The 25,353-nt window shown below is 67.5% G+C and carries 21 protein-coding genes; 15 read left to right on the top strand and 6 right to left on the bottom strand.

Features of this window, described 5'->3' with window-relative positions:
• The first annotated feature begins 69 nt into the window (after positions 1 to 69).
• The 4 genes from PHLH3_RS14555 (at position 70) to PHLH3_RS14570 (ending at position 3,922) form a co-directional block, all read left to right on the top strand.
• The gene (locus PHLH3_RS14555; protein ID WP_213630147.1) at positions 70 to 810 is read left to right on the top strand and encodes an SDR family NAD(P)-dependent oxidoreductase; all 741 of its coding nucleotides are present in this window, start codon (positions 70 to 72) and stop codon (positions 808 to 810) included.
• Between the two features lie 77 nt (positions 811 to 887).
• Complete coding sequence (locus PHLH3_RS14560) at positions 888 to 1,844, top strand: PDR/VanB family oxidoreductase (protein ID WP_213630149.1); 957 nt, start codon at positions 888 to 890, stop codon at positions 1,842 to 1,844.
• A gap of 18 nt (positions 1,845 to 1,862) precedes the next feature.
• Positions 1,863 to 2,363 carry a flavin reductase gene (locus tag PHLH3_RS14565; RefSeq protein ID WP_111262706.1) on the top strand — a complete coding sequence of 167 codons (501 nt, stop codon included), beginning with the start codon at positions 1,863 to 1,865 and terminating at the stop codon, positions 2,361 to 2,363.
• Between the two features lie 281 nt (positions 2,364 to 2,644).
• Complete coding sequence (locus PHLH3_RS14570) at positions 2,645 to 3,922, top strand: OprD family porin (RefSeq protein WP_213630151.1); 1,278 nt, start codon at positions 2,645 to 2,647, stop codon at positions 3,920 to 3,922.
• 354 nt (positions 3,923 to 4,276) lie between these two features.
• Here the strand turns inward: PHLH3_RS14570 and PHLH3_RS14575 are convergent, their stop codons facing one another.
• The gene (locus PHLH3_RS14575) at positions 4,277 to 5,158 is read right to left on the bottom strand and encodes a LysR family transcriptional regulator (RefSeq protein WP_173178074.1); all 882 of its coding nucleotides are present in this window, start codon (positions 5,156 to 5,158) and stop codon (positions 4,277 to 4,279) included.
• Positions 5,159 to 5,282: 124 nt separating this feature from the next.
• On the opposite strand from PHLH3_RS14575, the gene PHLH3_RS14580 reads away from it, so the two are divergent.
• From PHLH3_RS14580 to PHLH3_RS14605, 6 genes are all read left to right on the top strand, one after another.
• Positions 5,283 to 6,404, top strand: a complete 1,122-nt coding sequence (locus PHLH3_RS14580) for a muconate cycloisomerase family protein (RefSeq protein WP_213630152.1) — start codon at positions 5,283 to 5,285, stop codon at positions 6,402 to 6,404.
• Between the two features lie 26 nt (positions 6,405 to 6,430).
• Positions 6,431 to 6,721, top strand: a complete 291-nt coding sequence (gene catC / locus PHLH3_RS14585) for a muconolactone Delta-isomerase (RefSeq protein ID WP_021217318.1) — start codon at positions 6,431 to 6,433, stop codon at positions 6,719 to 6,721.
• Between the two features lie 55 nt (positions 6,722 to 6,776).
• On the top strand, positions 6,777 to 7,706 hold the full coding sequence (gene catA, locus PHLH3_RS14590) for a catechol 1,2-dioxygenase (RefSeq protein WP_213630153.1): 930 nt from the start codon (positions 6,777 to 6,779) through the stop codon (positions 7,704 to 7,706).
• Between the two features lie 444 nt (positions 7,707 to 8,150).
• Entirely contained in the window at positions 8,151 to 9,257 is a 1,107-nt protein-coding gene (locus PHLH3_RS14595) for an NAD/NADP-dependent octopine/nopaline dehydrogenase family protein (RefSeq protein ID WP_213630154.1), read from the top strand.
• Entirely contained in the window at positions 9,254 to 10,246 is a 993-nt protein-coding gene (locus tag PHLH3_RS14600; RefSeq protein ID WP_244863071.1) for a 3-hydroxybutyryl-CoA dehydrogenase, read from the top strand. Before PHLH3_RS14595 ends, PHLH3_RS14600 begins: the two co-directional genes overlap by 4 nt.
• 82 nt (positions 10,247 to 10,328) lie before the next feature.
• On the top strand, positions 10,329 to 10,952 hold the full coding sequence (locus tag PHLH3_RS14605; protein ID WP_213630156.1) for an NIPSNAP family protein: 624 nt from the start codon (positions 10,329 to 10,331) through the stop codon (positions 10,950 to 10,952).
• Positions 10,953 to 11,391: 439 nt separating this feature from the next.
• Here the strand turns inward: PHLH3_RS14605 and PHLH3_RS14610 are convergent, their stop codons facing one another.
• The 4 genes from PHLH3_RS14610 to PHLH3_RS14625 all read right to left on the bottom strand — a co-directional run bounded on the left by PHLH3_RS14610 (position 11,392) and on the right by PHLH3_RS14625 (position 18,715).
• Positions 11,392 to 12,786 (bottom strand): TolC family protein, encoded by a 1,395-nt coding sequence (locus tag PHLH3_RS14610; RefSeq protein WP_213630157.1) that lies wholly within the window; start codon positions 12,784 to 12,786, stop codon positions 11,392 to 11,394.
• Complete coding sequence (locus tag PHLH3_RS14615; RefSeq protein WP_213630158.1) at positions 12,783 to 15,971, bottom strand: efflux RND transporter permease subunit; 3,189 nt, start codon at positions 15,969 to 15,971, stop codon at positions 12,783 to 12,785. Before PHLH3_RS14615 ends, PHLH3_RS14610 begins: the two co-directional genes overlap by 4 nt.
• Before the next feature lie 11 nt (positions 15,972 to 15,982).
• Positions 15,983 to 17,224: a multidrug efflux RND transporter periplasmic adaptor subunit MexE gene (mexE, locus tag PHLH3_RS14620; RefSeq protein WP_173178082.1), complete on the bottom strand. Its 1,242-nt coding sequence runs from the start codon at positions 17,222 to 17,224 to the stop codon at positions 15,983 to 15,985.
• Positions 17,225 to 17,797: 573 nt separating this feature from the next.
• Positions 17,798 to 18,715: a LysR family transcriptional regulator gene (locus tag PHLH3_RS14625; protein ID WP_228723450.1), complete on the bottom strand. Its 918-nt coding sequence runs from the start codon at positions 18,713 to 18,715 to the stop codon at positions 17,798 to 17,800.
• A gap of 166 nt (positions 18,716 to 18,881) precedes the next feature.
• Here PHLH3_RS14625 and PHLH3_RS14630 point away from each other — a divergent pair, with 166 nt between their 5' ends.
• From PHLH3_RS14630 to PHLH3_RS14645, 4 genes are all read left to right on the top strand, one after another.
• A complete protein-coding gene (locus tag PHLH3_RS14630) occupies positions 18,882 to 19,901 on the top strand; it encodes a zinc-dependent alcohol dehydrogenase family protein (protein WP_111262690.1) in 1,020 nt (339 codons plus the stop codon).
• Between the two features lie 218 nt (positions 19,902 to 20,119).
• Positions 20,120 to 21,046 carry an AraC family transcriptional regulator gene (locus PHLH3_RS14635; protein ID WP_213630160.1) on the top strand — a complete coding sequence of 309 codons (927 nt, stop codon included), beginning with the start codon at positions 20,120 to 20,122 and terminating at the stop codon, positions 21,044 to 21,046.
• A 139-nt stretch (positions 21,047 to 21,185) separates the two neighbouring features.
• The gene (locus PHLH3_RS14640) at positions 21,186 to 21,644 is read left to right on the top strand and encodes a (2Fe-2S)-binding protein (protein ID WP_213630162.1); all 459 of its coding nucleotides are present in this window, start codon (positions 21,186 to 21,188) and stop codon (positions 21,642 to 21,644) included.
• An 11-nt stretch (positions 21,645 to 21,655) separates the two neighbouring features.
• Positions 21,656 to 23,893 carry a xanthine dehydrogenase family protein molybdopterin-binding subunit gene (locus PHLH3_RS14645; protein ID WP_213630164.1) on the top strand — a complete coding sequence of 746 codons (2,238 nt, stop codon included), beginning with the start codon at positions 21,656 to 21,658 and terminating at the stop codon, positions 23,891 to 23,893.
• 24 nt (positions 23,894 to 23,917) lie between these two features.
• Here the strand turns inward: PHLH3_RS14645 and ptrC are convergent, their stop codons facing one another.
• The gene (gene ptrC, locus PHLH3_RS14650; protein WP_173178088.1) at positions 23,918 to 24,109 is read right to left on the bottom strand and encodes a type III secretion system co-regulatory protein PtrC; all 192 of its coding nucleotides are present in this window, start codon (positions 24,107 to 24,109) and stop codon (positions 23,918 to 23,920) included.
• Between the two features lie 230 nt (positions 24,110 to 24,339).
• Here ptrC and PHLH3_RS14655 point away from each other — a divergent pair, with 230 nt between their 5' ends.
• Positions 24,340 to 25,344, top strand: a complete 1,005-nt coding sequence (locus PHLH3_RS14655; RefSeq protein ID WP_213630166.1) for a zinc-dependent alcohol dehydrogenase family protein — start codon at positions 24,340 to 24,342, stop codon at positions 25,342 to 25,344.
• Positions 25,345 to 25,353: the final 9 nt, after the last annotated feature.

A 25,353-nucleotide genomic window follows, 5' to 3' on the forward strand; every position in this document is an offset into this window, starting at 1 on the left:
TCTCTCAGCCATTGCTTCCTTGTCTCGCTCTAGCTCGCGAGCCCATGAGCAGACCCTTGGGAGCTTGAAATGAGTCAGATCGCACTCGTCACCGGCGCCGCCCAGGGCCTGGGTTTCGCCATCGCCGGCCGGCTGTTCGCCGCCGGCCATTCGGTGGTGATCACCGACCTGTCGCTGGAACGCGCCCAGGCCGCCGCCGATCGCCTCGACCCGGGTGGCCAGCGCAGCCTGGCGCTGCAGCTCGACGTGGCCAGCAAGGCCGATTTCGAGGCGGCGCTGGGTGCGACCCTGGAGCGCTTCGGCGCGTTGCACGCAGTGGTCAACAACGCCGCGATGACCCTGACGACGCCGGTGATGCAGATCAGCCCCGAGGAGTTCGACCGGGTGCTGAGCCTCAACACCCGCAGCGTGTTCGTCGGCTGCCAGGTGTTCGGCGCGTACATGGCGGCGGCCGGCTACGGGCGCATCGTCAACCTGGCGTCCCTGGCCGGGCAGAACGGCGGCACCGCCACCGGTGCGCATTACGCCGCTTCCAAGGGCGCCATCGTCACCCTGACCAAAGTCTTCGCCAAAGAGCTGGCGGCCAGCGGCGTCACCGTCAACGCCATCGCCCCGGGGCCCATCGAATCCCCGGCGGTGCGCGCGGCGATCCCGCCGGAGCGCATGGAGGGGCTGCTGGCCAATATCCCGGTCAGGCGCCTGGGCGATGCGGATTTCGTCGGCGACCTGGTCGTGCAGTTGACGCGGCCGGAAGCCTACTTCACCACCGGCGCCACCTGGGACGTGAACGGCGGCCTGTACATGCGCTGAGGCGCAACCGAACAACGATGCGACGGCCGCCGAACGGCCGCCTTCTTTCCATGACGTGCAATGCGGGTGAACCCGAGATGACAGAACAACTCCTCAAGGTCGTGGTGCACAAGCGCCAGTTGCAGGGCGACGGCGTCGTCGTCCTCGACCTGCTTCCCGTCGGCGGCACGACGCTTCCTGCCTTCGAAGCCGGGGCCCACGTGGACATCCACGTCGCCCCCGGCCTGGTGCGCCAGTACTCGCTGTGCAGTGATCCGGCCGACTCCAGCCTCTATCGCCTTGGCGTGCTCAAGGACCCGGCCTCGCGCGGGGGCTCCCTGGGCGTGCATGACAGCCTGCTGGAAGGCACCGAGGTGCAGATCAGCACCCCGCGCAACCTGTTCCCGCTGGCCACCGATGCGCGCCGTTCGATCCTCATCGGTGGCGGCATCGGCATCACCCCGATGATCGCCATGGCCCATGCACTGCAGGCTGCCGGCAGCGAGTTCGAACTGCACTACTGTGGCCGTTCGCGCAGCCGCACCGCTTTTCTCGACGAGCTGGCCGCCGCACCCTTCGCCGGGCGCGTGCAGACCCATTTCGACGATGAGCCGGCGCAGAAGCTCGACCTGCCGCGCGTGCTGGGCACGCCCCGGGCCGACGTGCACGTCTACGTATGCGGCCCGGCCGGGTTCATGGACTGGGTGATCGGCGCGGCGCGCGAGGCGGGCTACGCCGAGGCCAACATCCACCGCGAGTACTTCCAGGTCGAGGTCGACGCCAGTGGCGATGCCTTCGAAGTGGTCGCCGCGCGCAGCGGCAAGACGGTGCAGGTGGCCCAGGGGCAGAGCATCCTCGAAGCCCTGGCGACCGTCGGCATCAAGGTGGAGATCTCCTGCGAGCAGGGCGTCTGCGGCACCTGCCTGTGCGACGTGCTGGAAGGCGAACCGGACCACCGCGACGTCTACCTGACCGACGAGGAGAAGGCCGCCAACGACCAGATCCTGGTCTGCTGCTCGCGCGCCAGGACCCCGAAGCTGGTCCTGGACATCTGAATACCGGAGGGTAGAACCATGGTCGACACCACGGGATTTCGTAATGCAATGGCGCTGCTGGGCGGCGCCGTCTCGGTCATCACCACCAATGGCGCCGCCGGGCGCTTCGGCTTCACCGCCTCGGCGGTGTGCAGCGTCACCGACCAGCCGCCGACGCTGCTGGTGTGCATGAACCGCTCCTCGTTCTCCAACGTGCACTTCAAGAGCAACGGCGTGCTCAGCGTCAATGTGCTGAGCGCCGAGCTGAAGGACATCTCGGCGGTATTCGCCAACCGCGAACTGGATTCCGAGCAGCGTTTCGCCGCAGCCAGCTGGAGCACCCTGGAGAGCGGCGCCCCGTTGCTGGACGGCGCGCTGGTGAGCTTCGACTGCCGCATCGCCCAGGCCCATGAAGTGGGTTCGCACACCATCTTCTACTGCGAGGTGCTGGGTATCCGCCACGGCGACAACCGGGAGGGGCTGGTGTACTTCGACCGCGCCTACCACCGCCTCGGCGACGCTTCCAAGGCGGCCTGCTGACACGGGCCGGAGACCGGGGGCGAGCAACGTCCCGGTATTGAAGGTTTCGGTACTCGTTACCGGAAACTTTGCGAGTTATTCCCGCGCAAAGTCTGCTGTATGAAACACATAACAATAAAGGAGGGTGCCCGTTACTTCTGTTCGGGTAACAGGGTCTGTTTCGCCTTTTTGCAGTAAGTGGTCATAAAAACAACACTGCGGATTAACTGCCTGCGTTTGCTGATTTGCCAATTAATCTGCTCCCACTCTAGTGCCTTGCACATGTATTAAAGGAACATCCCATGTTTCAGAAAAGCTGGCTGGCCCGCGGCGTTGCTGCCGCGAGCCTGATGGGTGCGCTCGCGCCGATTACCGCCCAGGCGGACTTCATCGATGATCGGCAAGTGAGCCTCGGCTTGCGCAACTTCTATATCGACCGTGATTACAAGCAGAGCGATGCACCGAAGTCGCGTATCGGCAGCTGGACCCAGGGTTTCGACTTCCGCGCCATCTCCGGTTATACCGAAGGCCCCATTCAGTTCGGCCTCGATCTGTCCGCGCAATATGCCTATCGCCTGGATGGCGGCGGTGGCCGTGGCCCGGACAGCATCATCCCCTACGACGACAGCAAGGGTGAGCAGGTGCGCGACTATGGCCGCGCCGCGCTGACCGCCAAGGTCAGGTACTCCAAGACCGAGTTGAAGATCGGCGAGCACCGGCCGATGCTGCCGGTGGCCTTCATGGACGACTCGCGGCAACTGGTCACCACCTACCACGGCTTCCTGGTCGAATCCCGCGAGATCGACAAGCTCACCCTCACCGGCGGGCGCTTCACCGAGATCAGCGGCCGCGAGTCGTCCGACCGGGAGAAGATGTACCTGTTCAATGGCCCGGACATCAAACGCCGCAGCGACGGCCTCAACTTCGGCGGCGCCACCTACGCCTTCAGCCCCTCGCTCTCGGCCACCTACTTCTACGGCCAGCTGGAGGACATCTACGAGCAGCACTACGGCGGCCTGACCCATAACGCCGACCTGGGGGACGGCTTCGGCCTGAAGACCGACCTGCGCTACTTCGACAACAAGGAGGACGGCAAGGCGCTCTACGGCGAGATCGACAACCGTTCCTACGGGGCCATGACCACCCTGCGCAAGGGCGCCCACGCCATCGGCGTCGGCTACCAGCGCATGCTCGGCGACAGCACCTTCCCCACCCTCAATGGCTATGCGCCGCAGCCGTACCTGGTGAACTGGTCCACCGTCGCCTTCGTCAAGCCCAACGAGAGCTCCTGGCAGCTGCGCTACGACCTGGACTTCGCCGGCTACGGCGTGCCCGGCCTCAAGCTGATGACCCGCTACATGCGCGGCACCGGCATCGACCGGGGCAACAACGCGCTGGACGAGAACGTCGAGAGCGAACGCAACATCTTCCTCAGCTACGTGGTGCAGAGCGGCCCGCTCAAGGGTGTCGGCTTCGAGTGGCGCAACATCGACGTCAAGACCCGCTACGGCAACGGCGCGGCCTCGGGGGCGGACTACAAGGAGAACCGCCTGATCACCACCTACACCTTCAAGTTCTGAGGAGCGGGGCATGAAGGACCGGCCCGGCGTCGTCGCTTCCTGCAAAGGCCGGAAGCGCGCGCCCGGGCCGGACCCAGCCCGTAGGGACGAATTCATTCGCCAAGGGATGCGCAGCGGCCCCGACACAGCATGGGTTTCGCTCCGCTCTACCCATCCTACGAACGGTCCATCCTATGTGCTGCGGGCGGCCCCGACAGGCACGGATTGCGAGCCCGCATGAGGGCGCTTCGCGAGCAGAGCTCGCTCCTACGGATCGTGCGGGTAGTGAGCCCGCGTCCTGTACCAACCCCTTTGTTTTCACCTCGGCCCGGCCACTCCTTTGCGGGCCTTTTTTATTGCGATGCGCCTGCGTGCTCAGGCGTCCTGCGTCACCAGTTGCTCGATCAGCGCCAGGCAGTCCGCCAAGGCCGGGGAGCTGTCGCCGACGCGGCGGCTGATGATGATCGGCGAGGTGGCGTTGCCTTCCAGCAGGCGGGTGTAGCCGATGTCGTCGCGGTGCTGCAGCTGCACCGAGGCGGGCACCAGGGTGATGCCGATGCCGGCGGCGACGAGGCCGATGGCGGTCTGCAGTTCGTTGGTCCACTGCGCCACGCGGATCTGCAAGCCGTGGGTGGCGAACAGCGCGAGCACATGGTCGGCGTAGCTCGGCCGCGGGTTGCCCGGGTAGAGCACGAAGGGCTCGCGAGCGAGGGCCTCGAGACTCGCCGGGGCGGCCAGCAGCGGGTGGCCGGCGGGGAGGGCGGCGACCAGCGGGTCCAGGGTCAGCACCTGCTGCTGGATGGCCGGGTCCTCGATGTGGATGCGGCCGAAGCCGATGTCGATGCGCCCGGCCTTGAGCGCTTCCACCTGCTGCAGCGTGGTCATCTCGTTGAGGCCCAGCTCCAGCTCGGCATCGCTGCGCAGGCGGCGGATCAGCTCCGGCAGCACGCCGTAGAGGGTCGAGGGGGCGAAGCCGATGCCCAGCCAGGTCTTCTCGCCCTGGCCGATGCGCCGGGTGTTGTCGCAGACCTTGGCCAGTTGCTCCAGCAGGGCGCTGGAGTGCTCATGGAAGAAGCGCCCGGCCTCGGTCAGGCGCAACGGGCGGCCGCGCTCGAGCAGGGTGACGCCGAGTTCTTCCTCGAGCTGCTGGATCTGCCGGCTCAAGGGTGGCTGGGCGATATGCAGGCGCTCGGCGGCACGGGTGAAGTTGAGGGTTTCGGCGAGTGCCTGGAAGTAGCGCAGATGGCGAAGCTCCATGGGATCTCCGTGGTGCTGGTTCTATACCTGGCGAGTATGGTGCCAGACAAACTCAATATTGGAACCGGTTCAATCGTGGATTTAGGCTCCGGTTCATTGAAAACAGAACCTGATGGGTATTGAAATGATTTCTACCGCGATCGAGTCCCTCGAAGCGATCATCGTCGACCTGCCGACCATCCGCCCGCACAAGCTGGCGATGCACACCATGCAGAACCAGACCCTGGTGATCCTGCGCATCCGCTGCGCCGACGGCATCGAAGGCATCGGCGAAGCCACCACCATCGGCGGCCTGGCCTATGGCTACGAAAGCCCCGAGAGCATCAAGACCAACCTCGACCGCTACTTCGCGCCGCTGCTGGTCGGCCAGGACGCCAGCAACATCAATGCCGCGATGCAGCGTATCGACCGCACCATCACCGGCAACACCTTCGCCCGCTCGGCAGTGGAGACCGCGCTGCTGGACGCCCAGGGCAAGCGCCTGGGCCTGCCGGTGAGCGAGCTGCTCGGCGGCCGCGTGCGCGACAGCCTGGAAGTGGCCTGGACCCTGGCCAGCGGCGACACCGCCCGCGACATCGCCGAGGGTGAACACATGCTGGAGGTGCGCCGCCATCGCATCTTCAAGCTGAAGATCGGCGCCAACGAGGTGAACCAGGACCTGCGCCACGTCATCGCCATCAAGAAGGCCTTGGGCGACCGCGCCAGCGTGCGCGTGGACGTCAACCAGTACTGGGACGAGGCCGTGGCCCTGCGCGCCTGCCAGGTGCTCGGCGACAACGGCATCGACCTGATCGAGCAGCCCATCTCGCGCAACAACCGCGCCGGCCAGGCCCGCCTCGCGCTGCGCAGCCCGGCACCGATCATGGCGGACGAATCCATCGAGTGCGTCGAGGACGCCTTCAACCTGGCCCGTGAAGGCGCGGCCCCGGTGTTCGCCCTGAAGATCGCCAAGAACGGCGGCCCGCGCGCCGTGTTGCGCACCGCCGCGATTGCCGAGGCGGCCGGGATCGGCCTCTACGGCGGCACCATGCTCGAAGGCAGCGTCGGCACCCTGGCCTCCGCCCACGCCTTCATCACCCTGGCCGAGCTGGCCTGGGACACCGAGCTGTTCGGCCCGCTGCTGCTGACCGAGGAGATCGTCACCGAGCCACCGCGCTACGAGGACTTCCAGCTGCACGTACCGCGCCTGCCCGGCCTCGGCCTGACCCTGGACGAGGAGCGCCTGGCGCGCTTCCGTCGCACCTGATACCGCCTGAAGAAGGAGACACACGCATGCTGTTCCACGTGAAGATGACCGTGAAGCTGCCGCTCGACATGGACCCGGACAAGGCCGCGAAGCTCAAGGCCGACGAGAAGGAACTGGCCCAGCGCCTGCAGCGCGAGGGCAAGTGGCGCCACCTGTGGCGCATCGCCGGGCACTACGCCAACTACAGCGTGTTCGACCTGGCCAGCGTCGAGGAGCTGCATGACACCCTGATGCAGTTGCCGCTGTTCCCCTACATGGAGATCGAGGTCGACGGGCTCTGCCGCCACCCTTCGTCGATCCACCAGGACGATCGCTGATCGCCGCATCGCCCCAGCCAAGCCCGGCCAATAACTACAAGATGAGGTTCCAACCATGACTGTCAAACTCTCCCAGACCGAAAGCGTCCAGCAGTTCTTCAAGCAAGCCTCCGGCCTCGACAACGACCAGGGCAGCCCGCGCATGAAGGCGCTGGTGAACCGCATCCTCCTCGACACCGTGAAGATCATCGAGGACCTGGATGTGACCACCGAGGAATTCTGGAAGGCGGTGGACTACCTCAACCGCCTGGGCAGCCGCCAGGAAGCCGGCCTGCTGGTGGCCGGCCTCGGCGTCGAGCATTACCTCGACCTGCTGCTGGACGCCCAGGACGAAGCCGCCGGCTACAGCGGCGGCACCCCGCGCACCATCGAAGGCCCGCTCTACGTGGCCGGTGCGCCGCTGTCCGAGGGCGAGGCACGCATGGACGATGGCACCGACCCGGGCACCGTGCTGTTCCTCCAGGGCCAGGTGCTGGACGCCGACGGCCAGCCCATCGCCGGCGCCACCGTCGACCTGTGGCACGCCAATACCAATGGCACCTATTCCTACTTCGACAGCACCCAGTCCGAGTTCAACCTGCGCCGCCGCATCATCACCGACAGCGAAGGCCGCTACCGCGCCCGCAGCATCGTGCCCTCCGGCTACGGCTGCCCGCCGGACGGCCCGACCCAGGAGCTGCTCGACAGCCTGGGTCGCCACGGCAACCGCCCGGCGCACATCCACTTCTTCATCTCCGCCCCCGGCCATCGCCACCTGACCACCCAGATCAACCTCTCGGGCGACCAGTACCTGTGGGACGACTTCGCCTACGCCACCCGCGAAGGCCTGGTGGCCGAGGTGCGCTTCATCGAGGACGCCGCCGCAGCCGACGCCCGCGGCATCGAAGGGCGCTTCGCCGAGATCGACTTCGACTTCCAGCTGCAGGCCGCCGCCAAGCCGGATGAAGAAGCGCGCCGCGATCGCGTCCGCGCCCTGGAAGGCTGAGGCTCCCGGTTGCGGCGGGGATTCACCCGATTTTCCCCGCTGTTTTCAACCACGCCGGTGGTCATGCCGGCGTGGTTTTTTTGTGCCCCGGCTCAGGCCGCTAAAGGGACTCCTCATTCTCGCGAACGCGGGAACCCACGGAACGATGGCGCTCCTTCATCCACGCGGCGATGTCGAGCCACACGCCGTTGCCCACCCCGTGGGAGCGAATTCATTCGCGATGGAATATCCGGCCATTGGCAGCCAGGTGCCAGCGGTGGACCTTTCGCGGCTGAAGCCGCTCCCACGGTGAGCCGCAGCATCGTGCCTTTTCCGATCAACGACGCGGTGTCGAATCCAGGGTGTGCAATCGGTTGCACATTCCGAATCCTCCTTGCGCATCCCGCGCAGCCGGTGGCGGGTGGGCCCCCTAGGATCGAGGCTCTTGAACGAGGAGCTTGACCCATGAATATCAGCGTTATCGGCGGTGGACACGGTTGCTACGCAGCAGCCATCGAACTGGCGGAGAAGGGCCATCGCGTATGCCTGTGGCGGCGTGACGGAGTGGCGCTCAAGGAACTGGCGGCGATCGGCAGCCTCACCGTGAAGGACTACCGGGGCACCCGCCAGGTGGCGGTGGGCGGCGAGGGCGCCAACCTCGGCCTGACCGACGACCTGGCCGAAGCCGTGGCCTTCGCCGAGCTGCTGGTGGTCCCGCTGCCGTCCACCACCCATGAGAGCCTGGCACCGGAAATGGCCCCGTTGCTGCGCGACGGCCAGGTGGTGTTCCTGCCGCCCGGCACCTTCGGCAGCTACCTGTTCGCCAAGGCCATGCACGAGGCCGGTAACCGCGCCGAAGTGGCCTTCGCCGAGACCGGCACCTTGCCCTACCTCGCCCGCAAGCATGGCGCGGCGGACGTGGTGATCAGCGGCTACGCCACGCGCCTGCCCACCGGGGTGTTCCCCAGCCGCCTGGCCGAGCCGGCCTTCGCCCTGCTGCGCCAGGCCTACCCGAGCGTCGAGCCGATCGAGGATGGCCTCGCCGGCGCGCTGATGAATGCCGGGCCGATCATCCACCCGCCGCTGATCCTGATGAACGCCGCCCCGCTGGAGCACTTCGAGACCTGGGACATCCACAACGAAGGCACCCAGCCGGCCATCCGCCGCGTGACCACCGCGCTGGATGCCGAGCGCATGGCGTTGCGTGAGGCCCTCGGCTACCCGGCGCCACATTTCCCCCTGGCCGACCACTACAACACCACCGAGGGCGATGAGTGGATGTACGGCCGTGGCGCCCACGGCAAGCTCACCGACAGTGGCGACTGGCGCGAGGACATCGACCTGCAGCGCCACCGCTACATGCTCGAAGACACCCGCCTGGGCCTGTCCTTTCTGGTCTCGGTCGGCCGCTGGGCCGGCGTGCCGATGCCCGTCGCCCAGGGCCTGCTGAGCATCGCCTCGGCGGTGGCCGGCTTCGACCTCTATGCCGAGGGCCGCACCCTGGAACGCCTGGGCCTGGCCGGCCTCAGCCGCGCGGAGATGGCCGAGCTGCTGCGCGAGGGCATCCACTGATGGCCGCGCGCATCGCCGTGGTCGGCGCCGGGCGCATGGGCGAAGGCATCGCCCTGGCCTTCATGCATGCCGGGCTGCCGGTGACCCTCATCGACATCAAGGCCCGCGAGCCCGAGCAGCAGCGGCTGTACTTCGCCAAGGTGCGCGCCAGCCTGGCCCTTGAGCTGCAGACCCTGGTGCGCCTCGGCGTGCTCGACGCTGGGCAGGCGGACGAGGCGCTGGGCCGCGTGCGCCTGTGCGACCGCGACCAGGCGCGGGGCGACCTGGCCTGCGCGGAGCTGGTGTTCGAGGCGGTGCCCGAGGTGCTGGAGGTCAAGCGCGAGTGCTTCGCCTGGCTGAGCGGGCAGTGCGGCGCGGACTGCATCATCGCTTCGACCACCTCCACATTCCTGGTCACCGATCTGGCCGGGCTGGTCAGCCACCCCGGGCGCTTCGTCAATGCCCATTGGCTCAACCCCGCCTACCTGATCCCGCTGGTGGAGGTGAGCCGCAGTGCAGCCACCGACGGCGCTGTGGTCGAGCGCCTGCTGGCGTTGTTGCGCCGGGTGGGCAAGGTGCCGGTGCTCTGCGCCCCGGCGGCGGGCTACATCGTGCCGCGCATCCAGGCCCTGGCGATGAACGAGGCCGCGCGCATGGTGGAAGAGGGCGTGGCCAGCGCCGAGGACATCGACACGGCGATCCGCGTCGGCTTCGGCCTGCGCTTCTCGGTGCTGGGCCTGCTGGAGTTCATCGACTGGGGCGGTGGCGACATCCTCTACTACGCCTCGCGCTACCTGGCCGGCGCCCTCGACCCGCGCTTCGCCTCGCCCCAGGTGATCGCCGACAACATGCACGAGGGGCGCAACGGCCTGCGCGAGGGGCAGGGTTTCTACGACTACGCGGGCGTGGACGTGGAGGCCTACAAGCTGCAACGCCTCGGCGAGTTCACCCGCAAGCTCGACCTGATGGGGCTCGCCCCGCGTTTCAACGGGGCGCTGCAGGAGGCGTGAGCGCGCCTCGTGGCCCCGGTTCCAAGGCGGCGGGCACGGGCCCGCCGGCGTACTTCCATGAACCACGGACCACGAGGCACCCATGCGATTGTTCGAACTGATCACCTTCACCCTGCGCGTGCGCACCACGGCCGATGCCCTGGCGCGCCTGGAAGAGACCCTGGCCGTCGGCAGCCCCGGCTGGACCCTGATGGGTTGCTGGGCCTCGGAGATCGGCCCGCTGAACCAGGTCATCGTGCTGCGCGGCTTCGCCGACGAGCAGGCCCGTCAGGCCGAGCGCGAGCGCTACCTGCTGGCGCGGGATGCCTTCGGCATCGAAGGCTTCATGACCGACATGAAGGTGGAGAACTACACGCTGTTTCCCTTCCTCGAACCCCTGGCGCCGGGCGCACACGGGCCGTTCTACGAGCTGCGGGTGTACGACCTGATTCCCTCCGGCCTGGCGCCGACCCTGGAGGGCTGGAGGAAGGCGGTCGGCCCGCGTACCGGTGCGGGCTATTCCCAGGTCTATGCGGCCTTCTACGCCACCGACGGGCGCACCCCGCGCTACCTGCACATCTGGCCCTACGCGAGCCTCGAGCAGCGCCTCGACGTGCGCACCCGCGCCGTGGCCGATGGCGTCTGGCCGCCGGAAAACTCCGGCCCACAGCTGCGCGACATGCACTCCACCGCATGCCTGCCGGCGCGCTTCTCGCCGTTGCGCTGAGGCTGTGTCTGGCGGTGCTGCGCACCGCTCGGCGAATGAATTCGCCCCTACAGCGTGCAGCAAGAGCTTCGCGAGCAGAGCTCGCTCCTACGGGCTTTCTTTGTGGGAGCGGCTTCAGCCGCGAAAGACCTGCAGCAGGTACAGGGCTGTGGGTGGGCGGATGCTCCATCGCGAATGAATTCGCACCCACAGGGGTGTGCCGGGGTGTCGGGTTGCTCAGGGCATGTAGGGGCGACTTCAGTCGCCAAGCAGGCCGCAGGGCTGCCATTGCTCGGTGCTTCTGGGCGGCACCGCCTGGTGGATGGGAAGAGCGCCATCCACCCTACAAAAACCAGCGAGGGAGCCGGTGGATTTCTTCAGGCAAAAAAAGCCCCGCGACAGGGGCACCGTCGCGGGGCGAGAGGTCGGCCGGGGGGCGGCCGAGCCAGGAGGAGAGGTTTCAGGCCTGGGGTTGCCAGCCGCCGCCGAGGGCCTTGTAGATGGCGACGATGCCGCTGTAGAGCTCCACTTCGGCCTGGGCCTGGGCGTCTTCGGCGGCCAGGCGCTCGCGTTCGGCGTCCAGCAGCACGAGGAAGTCCACGGTGCCTTCGCGGTAGCGCACGGCGGCCTGCTGGGCGGCGGCGCGGGTGGCTTCCGACTGGCGGACCAGGGAGATCAGCCGCTGCTGGCGCTTGGCGTAGTCGCTGAAGGCGTTCTCGGACTCTTCCAGGGCCAGCAGCACCTGCTGCTCGTAACCGGCCAGGGCGCCGTCGGCTTCGGCTTCGGCGCCGCGCAGGCGGGCCCGCACACTGCCGAGGTCGAAGGCGGCCCAGCTGATGGTCGGCGCCACGCCCCAGGCACGGGCGGCGGAGGAGCCGATCTGCGAGCCGCGCCCGGCGGTGAAGCCGAGGAAGCCGGAGAGGCTGACGCGGGGGAACAGGTCCGCCGTGGCCACGCCGACATTGGCGGTGGCGGCGGCCAGCTGGCGCTCGGCGGCGGCGACGTCGGGGCGGCGACGCAGCAGCTCGGCGGGGTCGCCGATGGGCAGTTCCTTGGCGATCACCGGCAGCGGCTTGGGCGCCAGGTCCACGGTCAGCTGTTCCGGGCGCTGGCCGAGCAGGGTGGCGATGCGGTTGCGCGAGCGCACTTCGAGGGCCTGCAGTTGCGGCAGGGTGGCCTCGGTGGCGGCCAGGCGGCCGTCGGCGCGCAGCACGTCGAGCTCGTTGCCGACGCCGGCGTCACGCAACTGCTCGGTCAGGCCACGGGATTCCTGCTGGTTCTTCAGGTTCTCGCGGGCGATGCGTTCACGCAGCTGGGCGCCTCGCAGGTTGCCGTAGGCGTCCACCAGCTCGGCGATCAGGCTGACCTGCAGCTGTTGCAGCTCGGCCTGGGCGACGCCGATCTCGGCATCGCTGGCTTCGATCTGGCGCTGGATGCGGCCGAACAGGTCCAGCTCCCAGGCCATGTCCAGGCCCAGGTCGTAGCGCTCGGCGTTGACCCGTTGCTCGGTCTGGCCGGGCTGCTGGCCCTTGCCGACTTCGGCGCTGGCGCGGCTGGTGATGGTCGGCAGCTGGTCGTTGCCGACGTCGTCGCGGATGGCGCGGGCGGCCCGCAGGCGGGCGAAGGCCACGCGCAGCTCGCGGTTCTGTTCGAGGGACTGCTGCACCAGCTGGTTCAGGGTCGGGTCGTCGAACTGTTGCCACCAGAGGGTTTCGAAGCGGGCGCGGTCGTAGTGGCCGGCGTCCGCGGCAGCGAGCCGCGCGGGCTCGCTGTCGGGGGCCTTGTAGTCCGGGCCCACGGCGCAGGCGCTCAAGGCGAGGGCCAGCAGGGCAGGGGCGAAAGCCTTGTTGATCATGCGTGCAGTTCCTTGAGTTTCTGGGCCTTGGCCGCCTTGCGGGCTTCGCCTTTCTCGACGAAGCCGCGGATCAGCACATAGAACACGGGGGTCAGCAGCAGGCCGAAGAAGGTCACGCCGATCATCCCGCTGAACACCGCTACACCCATGGCGTGGCGCATCTCGGCGCCGGCACCGGAGGACAGCACCAGGGGCACCACGCCCATGATGAAGGCGATGGAGGTCATCAGGATCGGGCGCAGACGCAGGCGGCAGGCTTCCAGTACCGCGGCCAGGCGGTCGAGGCCTTCTTCCTGTTTCTCCTTGGCGAACTCGACGATGAGGATGGCGTTCTTGCACGCCAGGCCCACCAGTACGATCAGGCCGATCTGGGTGAAGATGTTGTTGTCGCTACCGGCGAGGATCACCCCGACGATGGCGGAGAACAGCACGGTCGGCACGATCAGGATCACCGCCAGCGGCAGGCTCCAGCTTTCGTACTGGGCGGCCAGCACCAGGAAGGCCAGCAGTACGCAGAGCGGGAAGATGAAGATCGCGGTGTTGCCGGCGAGGATCTGCTGGTAGGTCAGGTCCGTCCATTCGTAGGTCATGCCGTTGGGCAGCTCGTCCTGCAGCAGCTTGGCGATCGCCGCCTCGGCCTGGCCGGAGCTGTAGCCGGGGGCCGCAGCGCCGTTGATCTCGGCGGTGATGAAGCCGTTGTAGTGCATCACGCGGTCGGGACCGGAGGCGTTGTCGACCTTGACGAAGGTGGACAGCGGGATCATCTCGCCACGGTTGTTGCGCACCTTCAACTGGCCGATCTGCTCGGGTTCGAGGCGGAACGGCTGGTCGGCCTGGACGTTGACCTGGTAGGTGCGGCCGAAGCGGTTGAAGTCGTTCGCATACAGCGAGCCGAGGTAGACCTGCATGGTGTCGAAGATGTCGCTGATGGCGACGCCATGGGTCTTGGCCTTCTCGCGGTCGATGTTGGCATCCACCTGCGGGACGTTGACCTGGTAGCTGGTGAACACCGACATGGGGTTCAGCTCGGGGAGCTGGCGCGCCTTGTTGATGATGTTCTGGGTCTGCTTGTACAGCTCCTCGTAGCCCAGGTTGCCGCGATCCTCCACCTGCAGGCGGAAGCCGCCGATGGTGCCGAGGCCTTGTACGGGCGGCGGCGGGAAGATGGCGATGTAGGCGTCCTGGATGCCGGCGAACTCCTTGTTCAGCTCGGCGGCGATGGCCCCGGCGGACATGGACGGGTCACGGCGCTCATCGAAGGGCTTGAGCGGGGTGAACACGATGCCGCTGTTGGGGCTGTTGGTGAAGCCGTTGATCGACAGGCCGGGGAAGGCCACGGTGTTTTCCACGCCCGGGTGCTTGGAGGCGATCTCGGACATGCGCTTGATCACGGCCTCGGTGCGGTCCAGGGTGGCGGCGTCGGGCAGTTGGGCGAAGGCCACCAGGTACTGCTTGTCCTGCTGCGGCACGAAGCCGGCCGGGGTGCTGGAGAAGCCCATGTAGCCGAGTACCAGGATGCCGCCGTAGATCAGCAGGGCCACCGAGCTGCCGCGCAGCACGCGGCGCACGGTGCCGACGTAGCCATTGCCGGCACGCTCGAAGACGCGGTTGAACGGGCCGAACAGCCAGCCACCGAAGAGCTTGTCGAGGATGCGCGAGAAGCGGTCCTTGGGCGCGTGGTGGTCCTTCAGCAGTACGGCGGCCAGCGCCGGGGACAGGGTCAGCGAGTTGAAGGCCGAGATCACGGTGGAGATGGCGATGGTCAGGGCGAACTGCTGGTAGAACTGCCCGGTGAGGCCGGAGATGAAGGCGGTGGGCACGAACACGGCGCACAGCACCAGGGCGGTGGCGACGATGGGGCCGGTCACTTCCTTCATGGCCTGGCGGGTGGCGTCAACCGGCGACTTGCCGAGGCCGATGTTCCGCTCGACGTTCTCTACGACGACGATGGCGTCGTCCACCACGATGCCGATGGCCAGTACCAGGCCGAACAGCGACAGGGCGTTGAGGGAGAAGCCGAACAGGTGCATCACCGCGAAGGTGCCGATCAGCGAGACCGGTACGGCCACCAGCGGGATGATCGAGGCGCGCCAGGTCTGCAGGAACAGGATCACCACCAGCACGACGAGCACGATGGCTTCGAGCAGGGTGTGCACCACCGCCTCGATGGAGCCGCGCACGAAGATGGTCGGGTCATAGACGATTTCGTAGTCCATGCCCTGGGGGAAGCTCTTCTTCAGCTCGGCCATGCGGCTGCGCACGGAGTCGGAGATCTCGATGGCGTTGGAGCCGGGGCGCTGGAACACCGGGATGGCCACGGCCGGCTGGTTGTTCAGCAGCGAGCGCAGGGCGTACTGGCTGGAGCCCAGCTCGATGCGCGCCACGTCGCGCAGGCGGGTGATCTCGCCGTCGTCGCCGGCGCGGATGATGATGTTCTCGAACTCTTCCTCGGTGACCAGGCGGCCCTGGGTGTTGATCGAGAGCTGGAAGCTGTTGCCGGCATCGGACGGCGGCGCGCCGAGGGCACCGGCGGCGACCTGGCGGTTCTGCTCGCGGATGGCGTTGACCACGTCGGTGGCGGTGAGGTTGCGCGAGGCCACCTTGTTCGGGTCCAGCCAGACGCGCAGGGAGTAGTTGCCCATGCCGAACAGCTGCACGTCGCCCACGCCGTCCAGGCGCGCCAGCTCGTCCTTCACGTTGAGCGCGGCGTAGTTGGACAGGTAGAGCATGTCGTAGCGGTTATCGGGCGAGGTCAGGTGCACCACCATGGTCAGGTCCGGGGAGGCCTTGTCCACGGTCACGCCGAGCCGCTGCACCTCGGTGGGCAGGGTGGGCATGGTGCGGGTGACGCGGTTCTGCACCTGCACCTGGGCGTTGTCCAGGTCGGTGCCCAGGGCGAAGGTGATGGTCAGGGTCAGCTTGCCGTCGTTGGTGGACTGGGAGGACATATAGAGCATGCCCTCGACGCCGACGATGGCCTGCTCCAGGGGGGATGCCACGGTCTCGCCGATCACCTTGGGGTTGGCGCCGGGGAAGTTGGCGCGCACCACCACCGTCGGCGGAACCACTTCGGGGTATTCGCTGATGGGCAGCTGGAACAGCGAGATGGCGCCGCCGATCAGGATCAGCAGCGACAGCACGGCGGCGAAGATCGGCCGCAGGATGAAGAACTGGGAAAAATTCATGTCGTGCTACCTCAACCGCGCGGAGCGACGGCAGGTTTGGCGTTCTGTTCGGCGACGCGGGGCGCGTCGCGGCTTTCCACGCTCTGGCGCAGGCGGGCCAGCTCGGCGAGGGTGCTCTCGTCGGCCATGGGCACGGACTGCGGATCGACGGTGGCGCCGGGCATGGTGTGCTGCAGGCCGTTGACCACGATCTTCTCGCCCTTGGCCAGGCCGTTGCGGATGATGCGCAGGCCCTGGACCTTCGGGCCGAGCTCGATGGAGCGGTAGGCGACCGTGTTGTTCTCGCCCAGCACCAGCACGAACTTCTTGCCCAGGTCGGTGCCGATGGCGTCGTCCTTGATCAGCGCGGCGGGGTAGGTCTCGCTGCCCACCAGCTTGATGCGCGCATAGAGGCCGGGGGTGAAGCGGCCGTCCTTGTTGTCGAACACGGCGCGGCCACGGATGGTGCCGGTGCGCGGGTTGACCTGGTTGTCGAGGAAGTCCAGCTGGCCCAGGTGCGGGTTGCCGGTCTCGCTGGTCAGGCCCAGGTAGACGGGGCTGGCGCCACGGGCGTCGCCGCCGGCCTGGCGGGCCAGTTCGACGTACTTGAGGAAGACGCGCTCGTCGGCATCGAAGTAGGCGTAGACCTTGTCGGTGGACACCACCGAGGTCAGCAGCGACTGGCCGGCGTTGACCAGGTTGCCTTCGGTGATCTCGGCGCGGCTGACGCGGCCGTCGATGGGCGAGGTGATGCGGGTGAAGCTGAGGTTGAGCTTGGCGTTGTCCAGCTCGGCCTGGGTGGCGGCAACGGCGGCCTGGGCTTCCAGGGCGGCGCTGCTGCGGGCATCGGCCAGCTCGGCGGAGATGGCGTTGCTCTGGCGCAGGCGGTCACCGCGACGGGCTTCGTTCAGCGCGCGGGTCTGGCTGGCGCGGGCTTGTTGCAGCTGGGCTTCGAGGCGTTTCACCTCGGCCTGGAAGGGGCGCGGGTCGATCTGGAAGAGCAGGTCGCCCTTCTTCACCAGGCTGCCTTCGCGGAAGGACACGCTGTCGATGTAGCCGGAGACGCGCGGGCGGATCTCGACGGATTCCGGTGCCTCCAGGCGGCCGGTGAATTCGTCCCATTCGTTGATCGGCTGTTGCAGCACTTCGGCCACGCTGACCTTGGCGGCAGCGGGTGCAAGCGTGGCTTCGGGGGCTTTACCGCACGCCACCAGCACCAGCAGGGATGCGAGGGTGAGGCCGGTTCGCCAGGTGGATTTCGTGGACTGTTCCATGTGTAGCTCCGCCAATTGGATTTGTAGATGGGCGGAGTCTGCTGGCTGGCTCGTTCGTGCACGAATCGAACGCCACGAAGATAAATATCACCGTCAGTGATGAATCGTTTTTTTCCATTGATAGTAAGTGGCTTGCCCTGGAAAACCGCACTGGAATGGGGATTTCAGCGGTCCGCCGCACAGTTTTCGAGCATTCACGGGATTGCTTGCAACGGCGAATCGGGGCGGTTCTATCGATAGAAGCGAATGGCTGTTGCTTTTCATCGATTCGGGGCGCGCGGGTGCTTCTTGTAGGAACGAATTCATTCGCGAAGCCTTTCGCGGTTGAAACCGCTCCCGTCAGTGTCATGGCGGGCTCCGCTGGTGGATGAAAAAAGCGTCATCCACCCTACGCAGCGGTCGCGTACGTGCGGCGGGGCTGTAGGGGCGACTTCAGTCGCCAAGCGGTGCTGTAGGAGCGAGCTCTGCTCGCGAAGCTTTGGCGCGGCGACCATGGGTGGGCTGAAGCGGAACGCCGCCCGGCCCACCCTACGGGTTCGGTGGCGCGGGGAGCGCTGTGCACGCGAGTGCGGATCACTCCAGGCTGTCCGGGTCGCCGCAGTACATCTGGATGCGCGAGCGCAGCCAGCGCTCGGCGGGGTCGTTGTCCTGGGCGCCGCGCCAGGCCATGGACAGTTCGAAGGCGCGGCTGCCGTAGGGCGGGTCCTCCACGCGCAGGCCACCGGCGGCGGTGAGGGCGGCGGCGGTGTAGTCCGGCACCACGGCGACGATGTCGGTCCCGGCGAGCAGGGCGCCGAGGCCGTTGAACTGGGGCACGGCCAGCACCACGCGGCGCTTGCGTCCCAGTTTCTCCAGCTCCTCGTCGACGAAGCCGGACAAGTCGCCCGCATAGGACACCAGCGCGTGGGGGCGCGCGCAGTAGTCCTCCAGGCTCAGCGGCCCGGGTACGGCGTCGGCACGCAGGAGCTTGGACTTGGAGCGGCGGATGGTCTTGCGCTTGGCGTTGGCCGGCAGCTCGTCGGTGTAGCTGACACCCACGGAGATCTCGCCGGAGGCGAGCAGGTTGGGCATCAGCAGGTAGTTGGTGCGGCGCACCACCAGCACCACGCCCGGCGCTTCGGCACGCAGGCGGCGGAGCAGGGCGGGCAACAGGCCGAACTCGACGTCGTCGGAAAGGCCGATGCGGAACACCGCGTTGCTGGTGGCCGGGTCGAAATCGGCGGCCCGGCTCACGGCCGTGGAAATGGAGTCCAGGGCCGGGGAGAGCAGGGCGAAGATCTCCACCGCGCGGGCGGACGGCTCCATGCTGCGGCCGGTGCGCACGAACAGCGGGTCATCGAAGAGGGTACGCAGCCGCGCGAGGGCTGCACTGATGGCGGGCTGGCCGAGGAAGAGCTTCTCCGCCGCCCGTGTCACGCTGCGCTCATGCATGAGCGTCTCGAACACGATCAGTAGATTGAGGTCAACTCTACGTAGGTCGTTCCTGTTCATGCAGGGCTACTTCCGAAATGAGTGTGTGAAAAATGAGGCTCTGCAGCGCGGTCGTCAAGGCTCACATCATCCGTGTTTATGACAACTATTGATGCGCGCGGGTGGTTTTAGGGATAAAGCCCGGATAGAGTCCATGGCCATGACAGAGTCACAGGCGAGGTGTGTGATGTCCCGCATGATCCGTTTTCATCAATTCGGCGAGGCCGATGTGCTCAAGCTGGAAGAGCTGCCCACCCCCAAACCGGGGTTCGGCGAAGTTCTGGTGCGCACCCAGGCGCTGGGCGTCAGTTGGAAAGACGTGCTCTGGCGGCAGAACCTGGCCTCCGAACAGGCCCGGCTGCCTGCCGGGCTCGGCTTCGAGCTGGCCGGTGTGGTAGAGGCCGTCGGCGAAGGCGTCGACGACCTGCAGCCCGGCATGGCCGTGGCCAGCTTTCCGTCCGCCACCCCCAATACCTATCCGGCCTGGGGCGACATCGTGCTGATGCCGCGCCGCGCCCTGACCCGCTACCCGGACGTGCTGACCCCGGTCGAGGCCGCCGTGCACTACACGCCGCTGCTGCTGGGCTACTTCGCCCTGGTCGAGCTGGCCAAGGTCAAGCCCGGGCAGCACGTGCTGATCACCGAGGCCGGGCATTGCCTGGCGCCGCAATCGGTGCAGCTGGCCAAGGCGCTGGGGGCGATCGTCATCGCCTCCACCAGCTACCCGGAGAGCCGCCCGTTCCTCAAAGAGCTGGGCGCCGACAAGGTCATCGTCACCGAGGAGCAGGATCTGGTCCTGGAGGTCGAGCGCTTCACCGCCGGCAAGGGCGTCGAAGTGGTGCTGGACCAGTGCGCCGGCCCGCAGATGAAGCTGCTGGGCGATGTCGCCTCGCCGCGCGGCAAGCTGATCCTCTATGGCATCAACGGTGGCAACGATGCGGCCTTCCCGGCCTGCGCCGCCTTCAAGAAGCACCTGCAGTTCTTCCGCCACTGCGTGATGGATTTCACCGGTGATCCGGAAACCGGCCTGGAGCGTGACGAGGCTGCCGTGCAGCGGGCCCTGGCGCACATCAACCAGATGACCGGTGACCGCCTGCTCAAGCCGAGCATCGACCGGGTCTTCGAGTTCGCCGACTTCGTCGAGGCGAGCCGCTACATGGAAACCTGCCCGGCCGGTGGCCGCGTGGTCATCCACGTCGCCGACTGAACCGCGACTGCTGTACCCGATCCGGCGCCTCGTGCGCCGGATTTCGTTTGGGCGGAATCGGCCCGGGGTCGAAGGGGCGCCAGTCTGCGACTGCCGGTGGCCGCTTCGGTAGCAGGATTCTGCAGAATTATTGCCTGATCCTGCCGAAGTGTTTCCGGGCCCGAGACGCGCCCCGCGCGCGCAAGTAGAGTTGTCGCCTGATCCGGAGGGCTGAAACCATGACCACACCCGCAACCCTCGAAGAGCAGGGGCACAGCGCTCCCCTGGGCGCGCAGGCACGCCTCGCACGATTGATTGAACGATTCACCCGGGAGGACGGCATCCATGAGACGCCCATCCCGCGCCTGTCGCTGTTCCGCGCCAGCACCGCCACCGAGCCCATCCACTGTCTCTACGAGCCCGCCCTGGGCATCGTGGTGCAGGGTCGCAAGCAGGCCATGCTCAACGACGAGACCTACATCTATGGCCAATCCCAGTACCTGATCGTCTCCCTCGATTTGCCGGTGATCGGCCAGATCCTCGATGCCAGCCCCGAGGTGCCCTACCTCGGCCTGCGCCTGAACCTGGAGCCCGCGCTCATCAGCCAGATGCTCCTGGAGATGGAGCGCTCGCCCATGGTCACCAGCTCCGCGCGCGGCATTTCGGTGTGCAGCCTGGACGAGCCGCTGCAGGATGCGCTGATCCGCCTGGTGAGCCTGCTCGACACCCCGGATGACATCGCCGTGCTGGCGCCGCTGGTCGAGCGCGAGATCCTCTATCGCCTGCTGCTGGGCGAGCGCAGCGCGCAACTGCGCCAGATCGCCTGTGTCGGCAGCCACACCCAGCGCATCGCCAAGGCCGTCAGCTGGTTGAAGAACAACTATCACCGCCCGCTGCAGATCGGTGCCCTGGCCGGTGAGGTGAACATGAGCACCTCGGCGCTGCACCATCACTTCAAGTCGGTCACCGCGATGAGTCCGCTGCAGTTCCAGAAGCAGCTGCGCCTGCAGGAGGCGCGCCGGCTGATGCTTTCCGAGGCCCTGGACGCCGCCACCGCCGGCAGCCGCGTGGGCTACGAGAGCCCCTCGCAGTTCAGCCGCGAATACAGCCGTCTGTTCGGCGAGCCGCCACAGCGCGATATCGCCCGCCTGCGCCAGAGCGCCTGATACCGCTCCGCTGGTCGTCCCGTCGCCGCAAAGGCGCAGGGACGGCCGGCGAGCTTCTACCCTGAAACAACCGTGCCCTGAACCGGCCCGACCGTGGCCGGCGCCCCATGAATCCATACCCGTAGAGGTGGAAAAGCCGATGATCACCCTGAACCTGAATGGTCAAGACAAGGAACTCGATATCGCCCCCGACATGCCGCTGCTCTGGGCATTGCGCGACGTCGCCGAGATGACCGGCACCAAGTACGGCTGCGGCATGGCCCTGTGCGGGGCCTGCACCGTGCACGTGGATGGCCAGCCGACGCGGGCCTGCATCACGCCGGTATCCATGCTGGTGGGCAAGAAGATCACCACCATCGAGGCGGTGGGCGAGGGCGAAGTGGGCAAGGCGGTACAGGAAGCCTGGCGCAAGCTCGACGTGGTGCAGTGCGGCTACTGCCAGTCGGGGCAGATCATGGCGGCCACGGCTCTGCTGGCGGGCAACCGCAAACCCAGCGACGCCGACATCGATGCCGCCATGAGCGGCAACATCTGCCGCTGCGCCACCTATGTGCGCATCCGTGCGGCCATCCACGAAGCAGCCGGCCAGCTGGCCTGAGGAACGACGACATGGGCAAGATCGAAACCCAGAGCACGCCGGGCAACGGCATCCTCAACATCAGCCGGCGGACCTTCCTGCAGGGCAGCGGCGGGCTGGCCCTGGGCGTGCTCTTCTCGCCGCTCCTGGACGCTGCCGAGATGTTCGCCGCCGATGCGCGCTTCGAACCCAACGCCTTCGTGCGCATCGCTCGCGACGGCACCGTGACCGTGGTCGCCAAGCACGTGGAAATGGGGCAGGGCGCCTACACCGGCCTCGCCACCCTGGTGGCCGAGGAGCTGGACGCCGACTGGAGCCGTGTGGTGGTCGAAGGCGCGCCGGCCAACGCCGCCGTCTACAACAACCTGGCCTTCGGCACCCTGCAGGGCACCGGTGGCAGCAGCGCCATGGCCAACTCCTTCGAGCAGATGCGCAAGGCCGGTGCCAGCGCACGCGCCATGCTGGTGGCCGCCGCCGCCAAGAAGTGGAAGGTGCCGGCCGAGGCCATCACCGTCAGCGATGGCGTGGTCGCCCATGCCGCCTCCGGCAACAAGGCCGGCTTCGGCGAGCTGGCCGAGGCGGCCGCGCAGGAATCGGTGCCCACCGAGGTGAAGCTCAAGCAGCCGAAGGACTTCAAGCTCATCGGCCAGATGACCGCCAAGCGCAAGGACAGCCACGACAAGACCAACGGCAGTGCCGTCTTCACCCAGGATTTCAAGCTGCCCGGCATGCTGGTGGCGGTGGTCGCCTACCCGCCGCGCTTCGGCGGCGTGCCGAAGACGGTGGACGCGAGCAAGGCCAAGGCCATCGCCGGTGTGGTGGAGGTGGTCGAGTTCCGCGACCTGCCCCATGGCCGCGCCGGGGTCGCCGTGCTGGCGAAGAACACCTGGGCCGCGCGCCAGGGGCGCGACGCGCTGGTCATCGAATGGGACGAGAGCAAGGCCTTCAAGCTGGGCAGCGCCGAGATCTTCGCCAAATACCGCGAAAGCGCTGGCAAGCCCGGGCTGATGGCCGCGCGCACCGGTGACGTGGAGGCCGCGCTGGCCAAGCCGGCGAAGCTGATCGAGGCGGACTTCGAATTCCCCTACCTGGCCCACGCGGCGATGGAGCCGATGAACTGCCTGGTCCGGCTCTCCGACGGTGCCTGCGAGCTGTGGAACGGCGAGCAGTGGCAGACTGGTGACCAGGTGACCGTGGCCAAATACCTGGGCATCCCCGTGGAGAAGGTCGCCATCACCCAGCTCTACGCCGGCGGCAGCTTCGGCCGCCGCGCCAACCCGCTTTCCGACTACCCGCTGGAGGCGGTGGCGGTGGCCAAGGCTGCGCGCGACAAGGGCATCAAGGCGCCGGTGAAGTTGGTCTGGACCCGCGAGGACGATACCCGGGGCGGCTACTACCGCCCGGCCTACCTGCACCGCGCGCGCCTGGCGCTGGACGCCGAGGGCAAGCTGCTGGCCTGGCATCACCGCATCGTCGGCCAGTCCATCATCAAGGGCACCGGCATGGAGTCCTTCCTGATCAAGGACGGCATCGACAACACCTCGGTGGAAGGGCTGGCGAACCTCTCCTACGCCGTGCCCAACCTGCAGGTGGAGCTGGCCACCCCCGAGGACATCCACGTCCCGGTGCAGTGGTGGCGCTCGGTGGGCCACACCCACACCGGTTTCGCTGCCGAGGTGCTGATCGACGAAGCGGCGACCACCGCCGGCAAGGACCCTTACGACTACCGCCATGCGCTGCTGGAGAAGCATCCGCGCCATCGTGGCGTGCTGGAACTGGTGGCGGACAAGGCGGGCTGGAAGCAGCCGCTCAAGGCCGGTGGCGAGGGCGAGAAGCGCGGTCGCGGGATCGCCGTGCACGAATCCTTCGGCAGCTACGTGGCGCAGGTGGTGGAGGTGACGGTGAAGGCCGATGGCGCCTACAAGGTGGATCGCGTGGTCTGCGCCGTGGATTGCGGCGTGCCGATCAACCCCGACGTGATCCGGGCGCAGATGGAGGGCGGTATTGGCTTTGGCCTGGCGGCGGCGCTGCACAGCGCGGTGACGCTGAAGGACGGAGTGGTGGAGCAATCCAACTTCCACGACTTCCAGGTGTTGCGGATCAACGAGATGCCGGCCGTGGAGGTGCACATCCTACCGTCCACCGAGCAGCCCACCGGTGTGGGTGAACCCGGGGTGCCGCCCCTGGCGCCGGCACTGGCCAACGCCCTCCATGCGGCGGTGGGCGTGCGCTTGCGGACCCTGCCGTTCCCCGCCCAGGTCAAGGCCTGAGGCGGCGCGACCGGGCCGCCGGAATCAGGCGGCCTGGTTGCGGATCAGCTGGCGCAGGGCACGACGCTCGGCGATGGGCGTCGGGGCCTGGAGCATCTCGAAGGTGCCGTCCTCCTGGCACACGGCGACTTCGGTTTCGAAGTGCAGATGGAATTCATCCAGGGTGACGTGGGTGACCAGGTAGCTGCTGTCGACGAATTTCGAGTGGGCGGTCATGGCTGGCATCTCGGTTCATGGGGCACAAGGCCGATGAGCGAATCTTGCCGGTGCGCTGGCAATCGGAGAATTGAAAGGGGCTGATGGTGAGTATCAGTGATGTCGATGCTTGCCGTTGCGCTGACGCCCGGTGGGGCGGCGTCCTTGTTTCCTCGCCCTCGCGGCGGCTCTATAGTGGGCGCCGGATGCCGGGGCAGACCCCGGCGAGACTGATTGCAAGGAGTGAAACCATGTCCAACCCCGTCACCATGCGCGCCCTCGTGCTCGAGGATTACCAGAGCGGCCGTTTCACCCAGCAGGAGATCGCCCGCCCGGTCGCCGGCGAGGGACAGGTCCTGGTGCGTATCGAGGCCAGCGGGGTCAACCCCATCGACTACAAGATCCGCACCGGCCGGGCGCCCTATGCCGACCCGGTGCTGCCGGCGGTGCTCGGCACCGAGCTGGCCGGCGTGGTCGAGGCGGTGGGCGCGGGCGTCAGCCGCTTCAAGGTCGGTGACGAGGTCTACGGCCTGGTCGGTGGCGTGCGCGGCCTGCAAGGCACCCTGGCCGAGTTCGCCGCGGTGGACTGGCGCCTGCTGGCGCTGAAGCCGAAGAACCTGAGCATGCGCGAAGCCGCGGCACTGCCGCTGGTGTTCCTCACCGCCTGGGAAGGCCTGGTGGACAGCGCGCGCCTGCACGCCGGGCAGACGGTGCTGGTCACCGGTGGTTCCGGCGGCGTGGGCCATATCGCCGTGCAGATCGCCAAGGCCTTCGGCGCCGAGGTCTTCGCCACCGCCTCGCCGGCCAAGCACGAGATGGTGCGCGGCCTGGGCGCCACGCCCATCGACTACCACACCACCAAGGCGGCCGATTACGTCGCGGCCTTCACCGGTGGCAAGGGTTTCGACGTGGTCTACGACACCGTGGGCGGCAGCTCCCTCGACGACGCCCTGGAGTCGGTGCGCATCCGCGGCCATGTGGTCAGCTGTGCCGCCTTCGGCACCCACAGCCTGGCGCCATCCTCGCTGCGGGCGGCGACCGTCAATGGCGTGTTCGTGTTGCTGCCGATGCTCACCGGTGAAGGCCGCGCCCACCACGGCGAAGTCCTCGCCGACGCCACGCGCCTGGTGGAGGCCGGCAAGCTCAAGCCCATCCTCGACCCGCGCCGTTTCACCCTGGCCACGGCCCACGACGCCCACGACGCGGTGGAGCAGGGCACGGCCTTCGGCAAGATCGTCATCGATATCGCCGAGTGATCCCGCAAC

The organism is Pseudomonas sp. Pc102 (assembly GCF_018408275.1).
GTDB classification, from domain to species: Bacteria; Pseudomonadota; Gammaproteobacteria; order Pseudomonadales; family Pseudomonadaceae; genus Metapseudomonas; species Metapseudomonas tohonis.

What these genes read in the sequence shown, in the direction of transcription:
- PHLH3_RS14555 (WP_213630147.1), top strand. Translation starts at nt 70, where the DNA reads ATGAGTCAGATCGCACTCGTCACCGGCGCCGCCCAGGGCCTGGGTTTC.
- PHLH3_RS14615 (WP_213630158.1), bottom strand. Translation starts at nt 15,971, where the DNA reads ATGAATTTTTCCCAGTTCTTCATCCTGCGGCCGATCTTCGCCGCCGTG.
- PHLH3_RS14610 (WP_213630157.1), bottom strand. Translation starts at nt 12,786, where the DNA reads ATGATCAACAAGGCTTTCGCCCCTGCCCTGCTGGCCCTCGCCTTGAGC.
- PHLH3_RS14570 (WP_213630151.1), top strand. Translation starts at nt 2,645, where the DNA reads ATGTTTCAGAAAAGCTGGCTGGCCCGCGGCGTTGCTGCCGCGAGCCTG.
- catA (WP_213630153.1), top strand. Translation starts at nt 6,777, where the DNA reads ATGACTGTCAAACTCTCCCAGACCGAAAGCGTCCAGCAGTTCTTCAAG.
- PHLH3_RS14630 (WP_111262690.1), top strand. Translation starts at nt 18,882, where the DNA reads ATGTCCCGCATGATCCGTTTTCATCAATTCGGCGAGGCCGATGTGCTC.
- PHLH3_RS14655 (WP_213630166.1), top strand. Translation starts at nt 24,340, where the DNA reads ATGTCCAACCCCGTCACCATGCGCGCCCTCGTGCTCGAGGATTACCAG.
- PHLH3_RS14605 (WP_213630156.1), top strand. Translation starts at nt 10,329, where the DNA reads ATGCGATTGTTCGAACTGATCACCTTCACCCTGCGCGTGCGCACCACG.
- PHLH3_RS14565 (WP_111262706.1), top strand. Translation starts at nt 1,863, where the DNA reads ATGGTCGACACCACGGGATTTCGTAATGCAATGGCGCTGCTGGGCGGC.
- ptrC (WP_173178088.1), bottom strand. Translation starts at nt 24,109, where the DNA reads ATGACCGCCCACTCGAAATTCGTCGACAGCAGCTACCTGGTCACCCAC.
- PHLH3_RS14560 (WP_213630149.1), top strand. Translation starts at nt 888, where the DNA reads ATGACAGAACAACTCCTCAAGGTCGTGGTGCACAAGCGCCAGTTGCAG.
- PHLH3_RS14645 (WP_213630164.1), top strand. Translation starts at nt 21,656, where the DNA reads ATGGGCAAGATCGAAACCCAGAGCACGCCGGGCAACGGCATCCTCAAC.
- PHLH3_RS14640 (WP_213630162.1), top strand. Translation starts at nt 21,186, where the DNA reads ATGATCACCCTGAACCTGAATGGTCAAGACAAGGAACTCGATATCGCC.
- PHLH3_RS14625 (WP_228723450.1), bottom strand. Translation starts at nt 18,715, where the DNA reads ATGAACAGGAACGACCTACGTAGAGTTGACCTCAATCTACTGATCGTG.
- PHLH3_RS14635 (WP_213630160.1), top strand. Translation starts at nt 20,120, where the DNA reads ATGACCACACCCGCAACCCTCGAAGAGCAGGGGCACAGCGCTCCCCTG.
- catC (WP_021217318.1), top strand. Translation starts at nt 6,431, where the DNA reads ATGCTGTTCCACGTGAAGATGACCGTGAAGCTGCCGCTCGACATGGAC.
- PHLH3_RS14595 (WP_213630154.1), top strand. Translation starts at nt 8,151, where the DNA reads ATGAATATCAGCGTTATCGGCGGTGGACACGGTTGCTACGCAGCAGCC.
- mexE (WP_173178082.1), bottom strand. Translation starts at nt 17,224, where the DNA reads ATGGAACAGTCCACGAAATCCACCTGGCGAACCGGCCTCACCCTCGCA.
- PHLH3_RS14580 (WP_213630152.1), top strand. Translation starts at nt 5,283, where the DNA reads ATGATTTCTACCGCGATCGAGTCCCTCGAAGCGATCATCGTCGACCTG.
- PHLH3_RS14575 (WP_173178074.1), bottom strand. Translation starts at nt 5,158, where the DNA reads ATGGAGCTTCGCCATCTGCGCTACTTCCAGGCACTCGCCGAAACCCTC.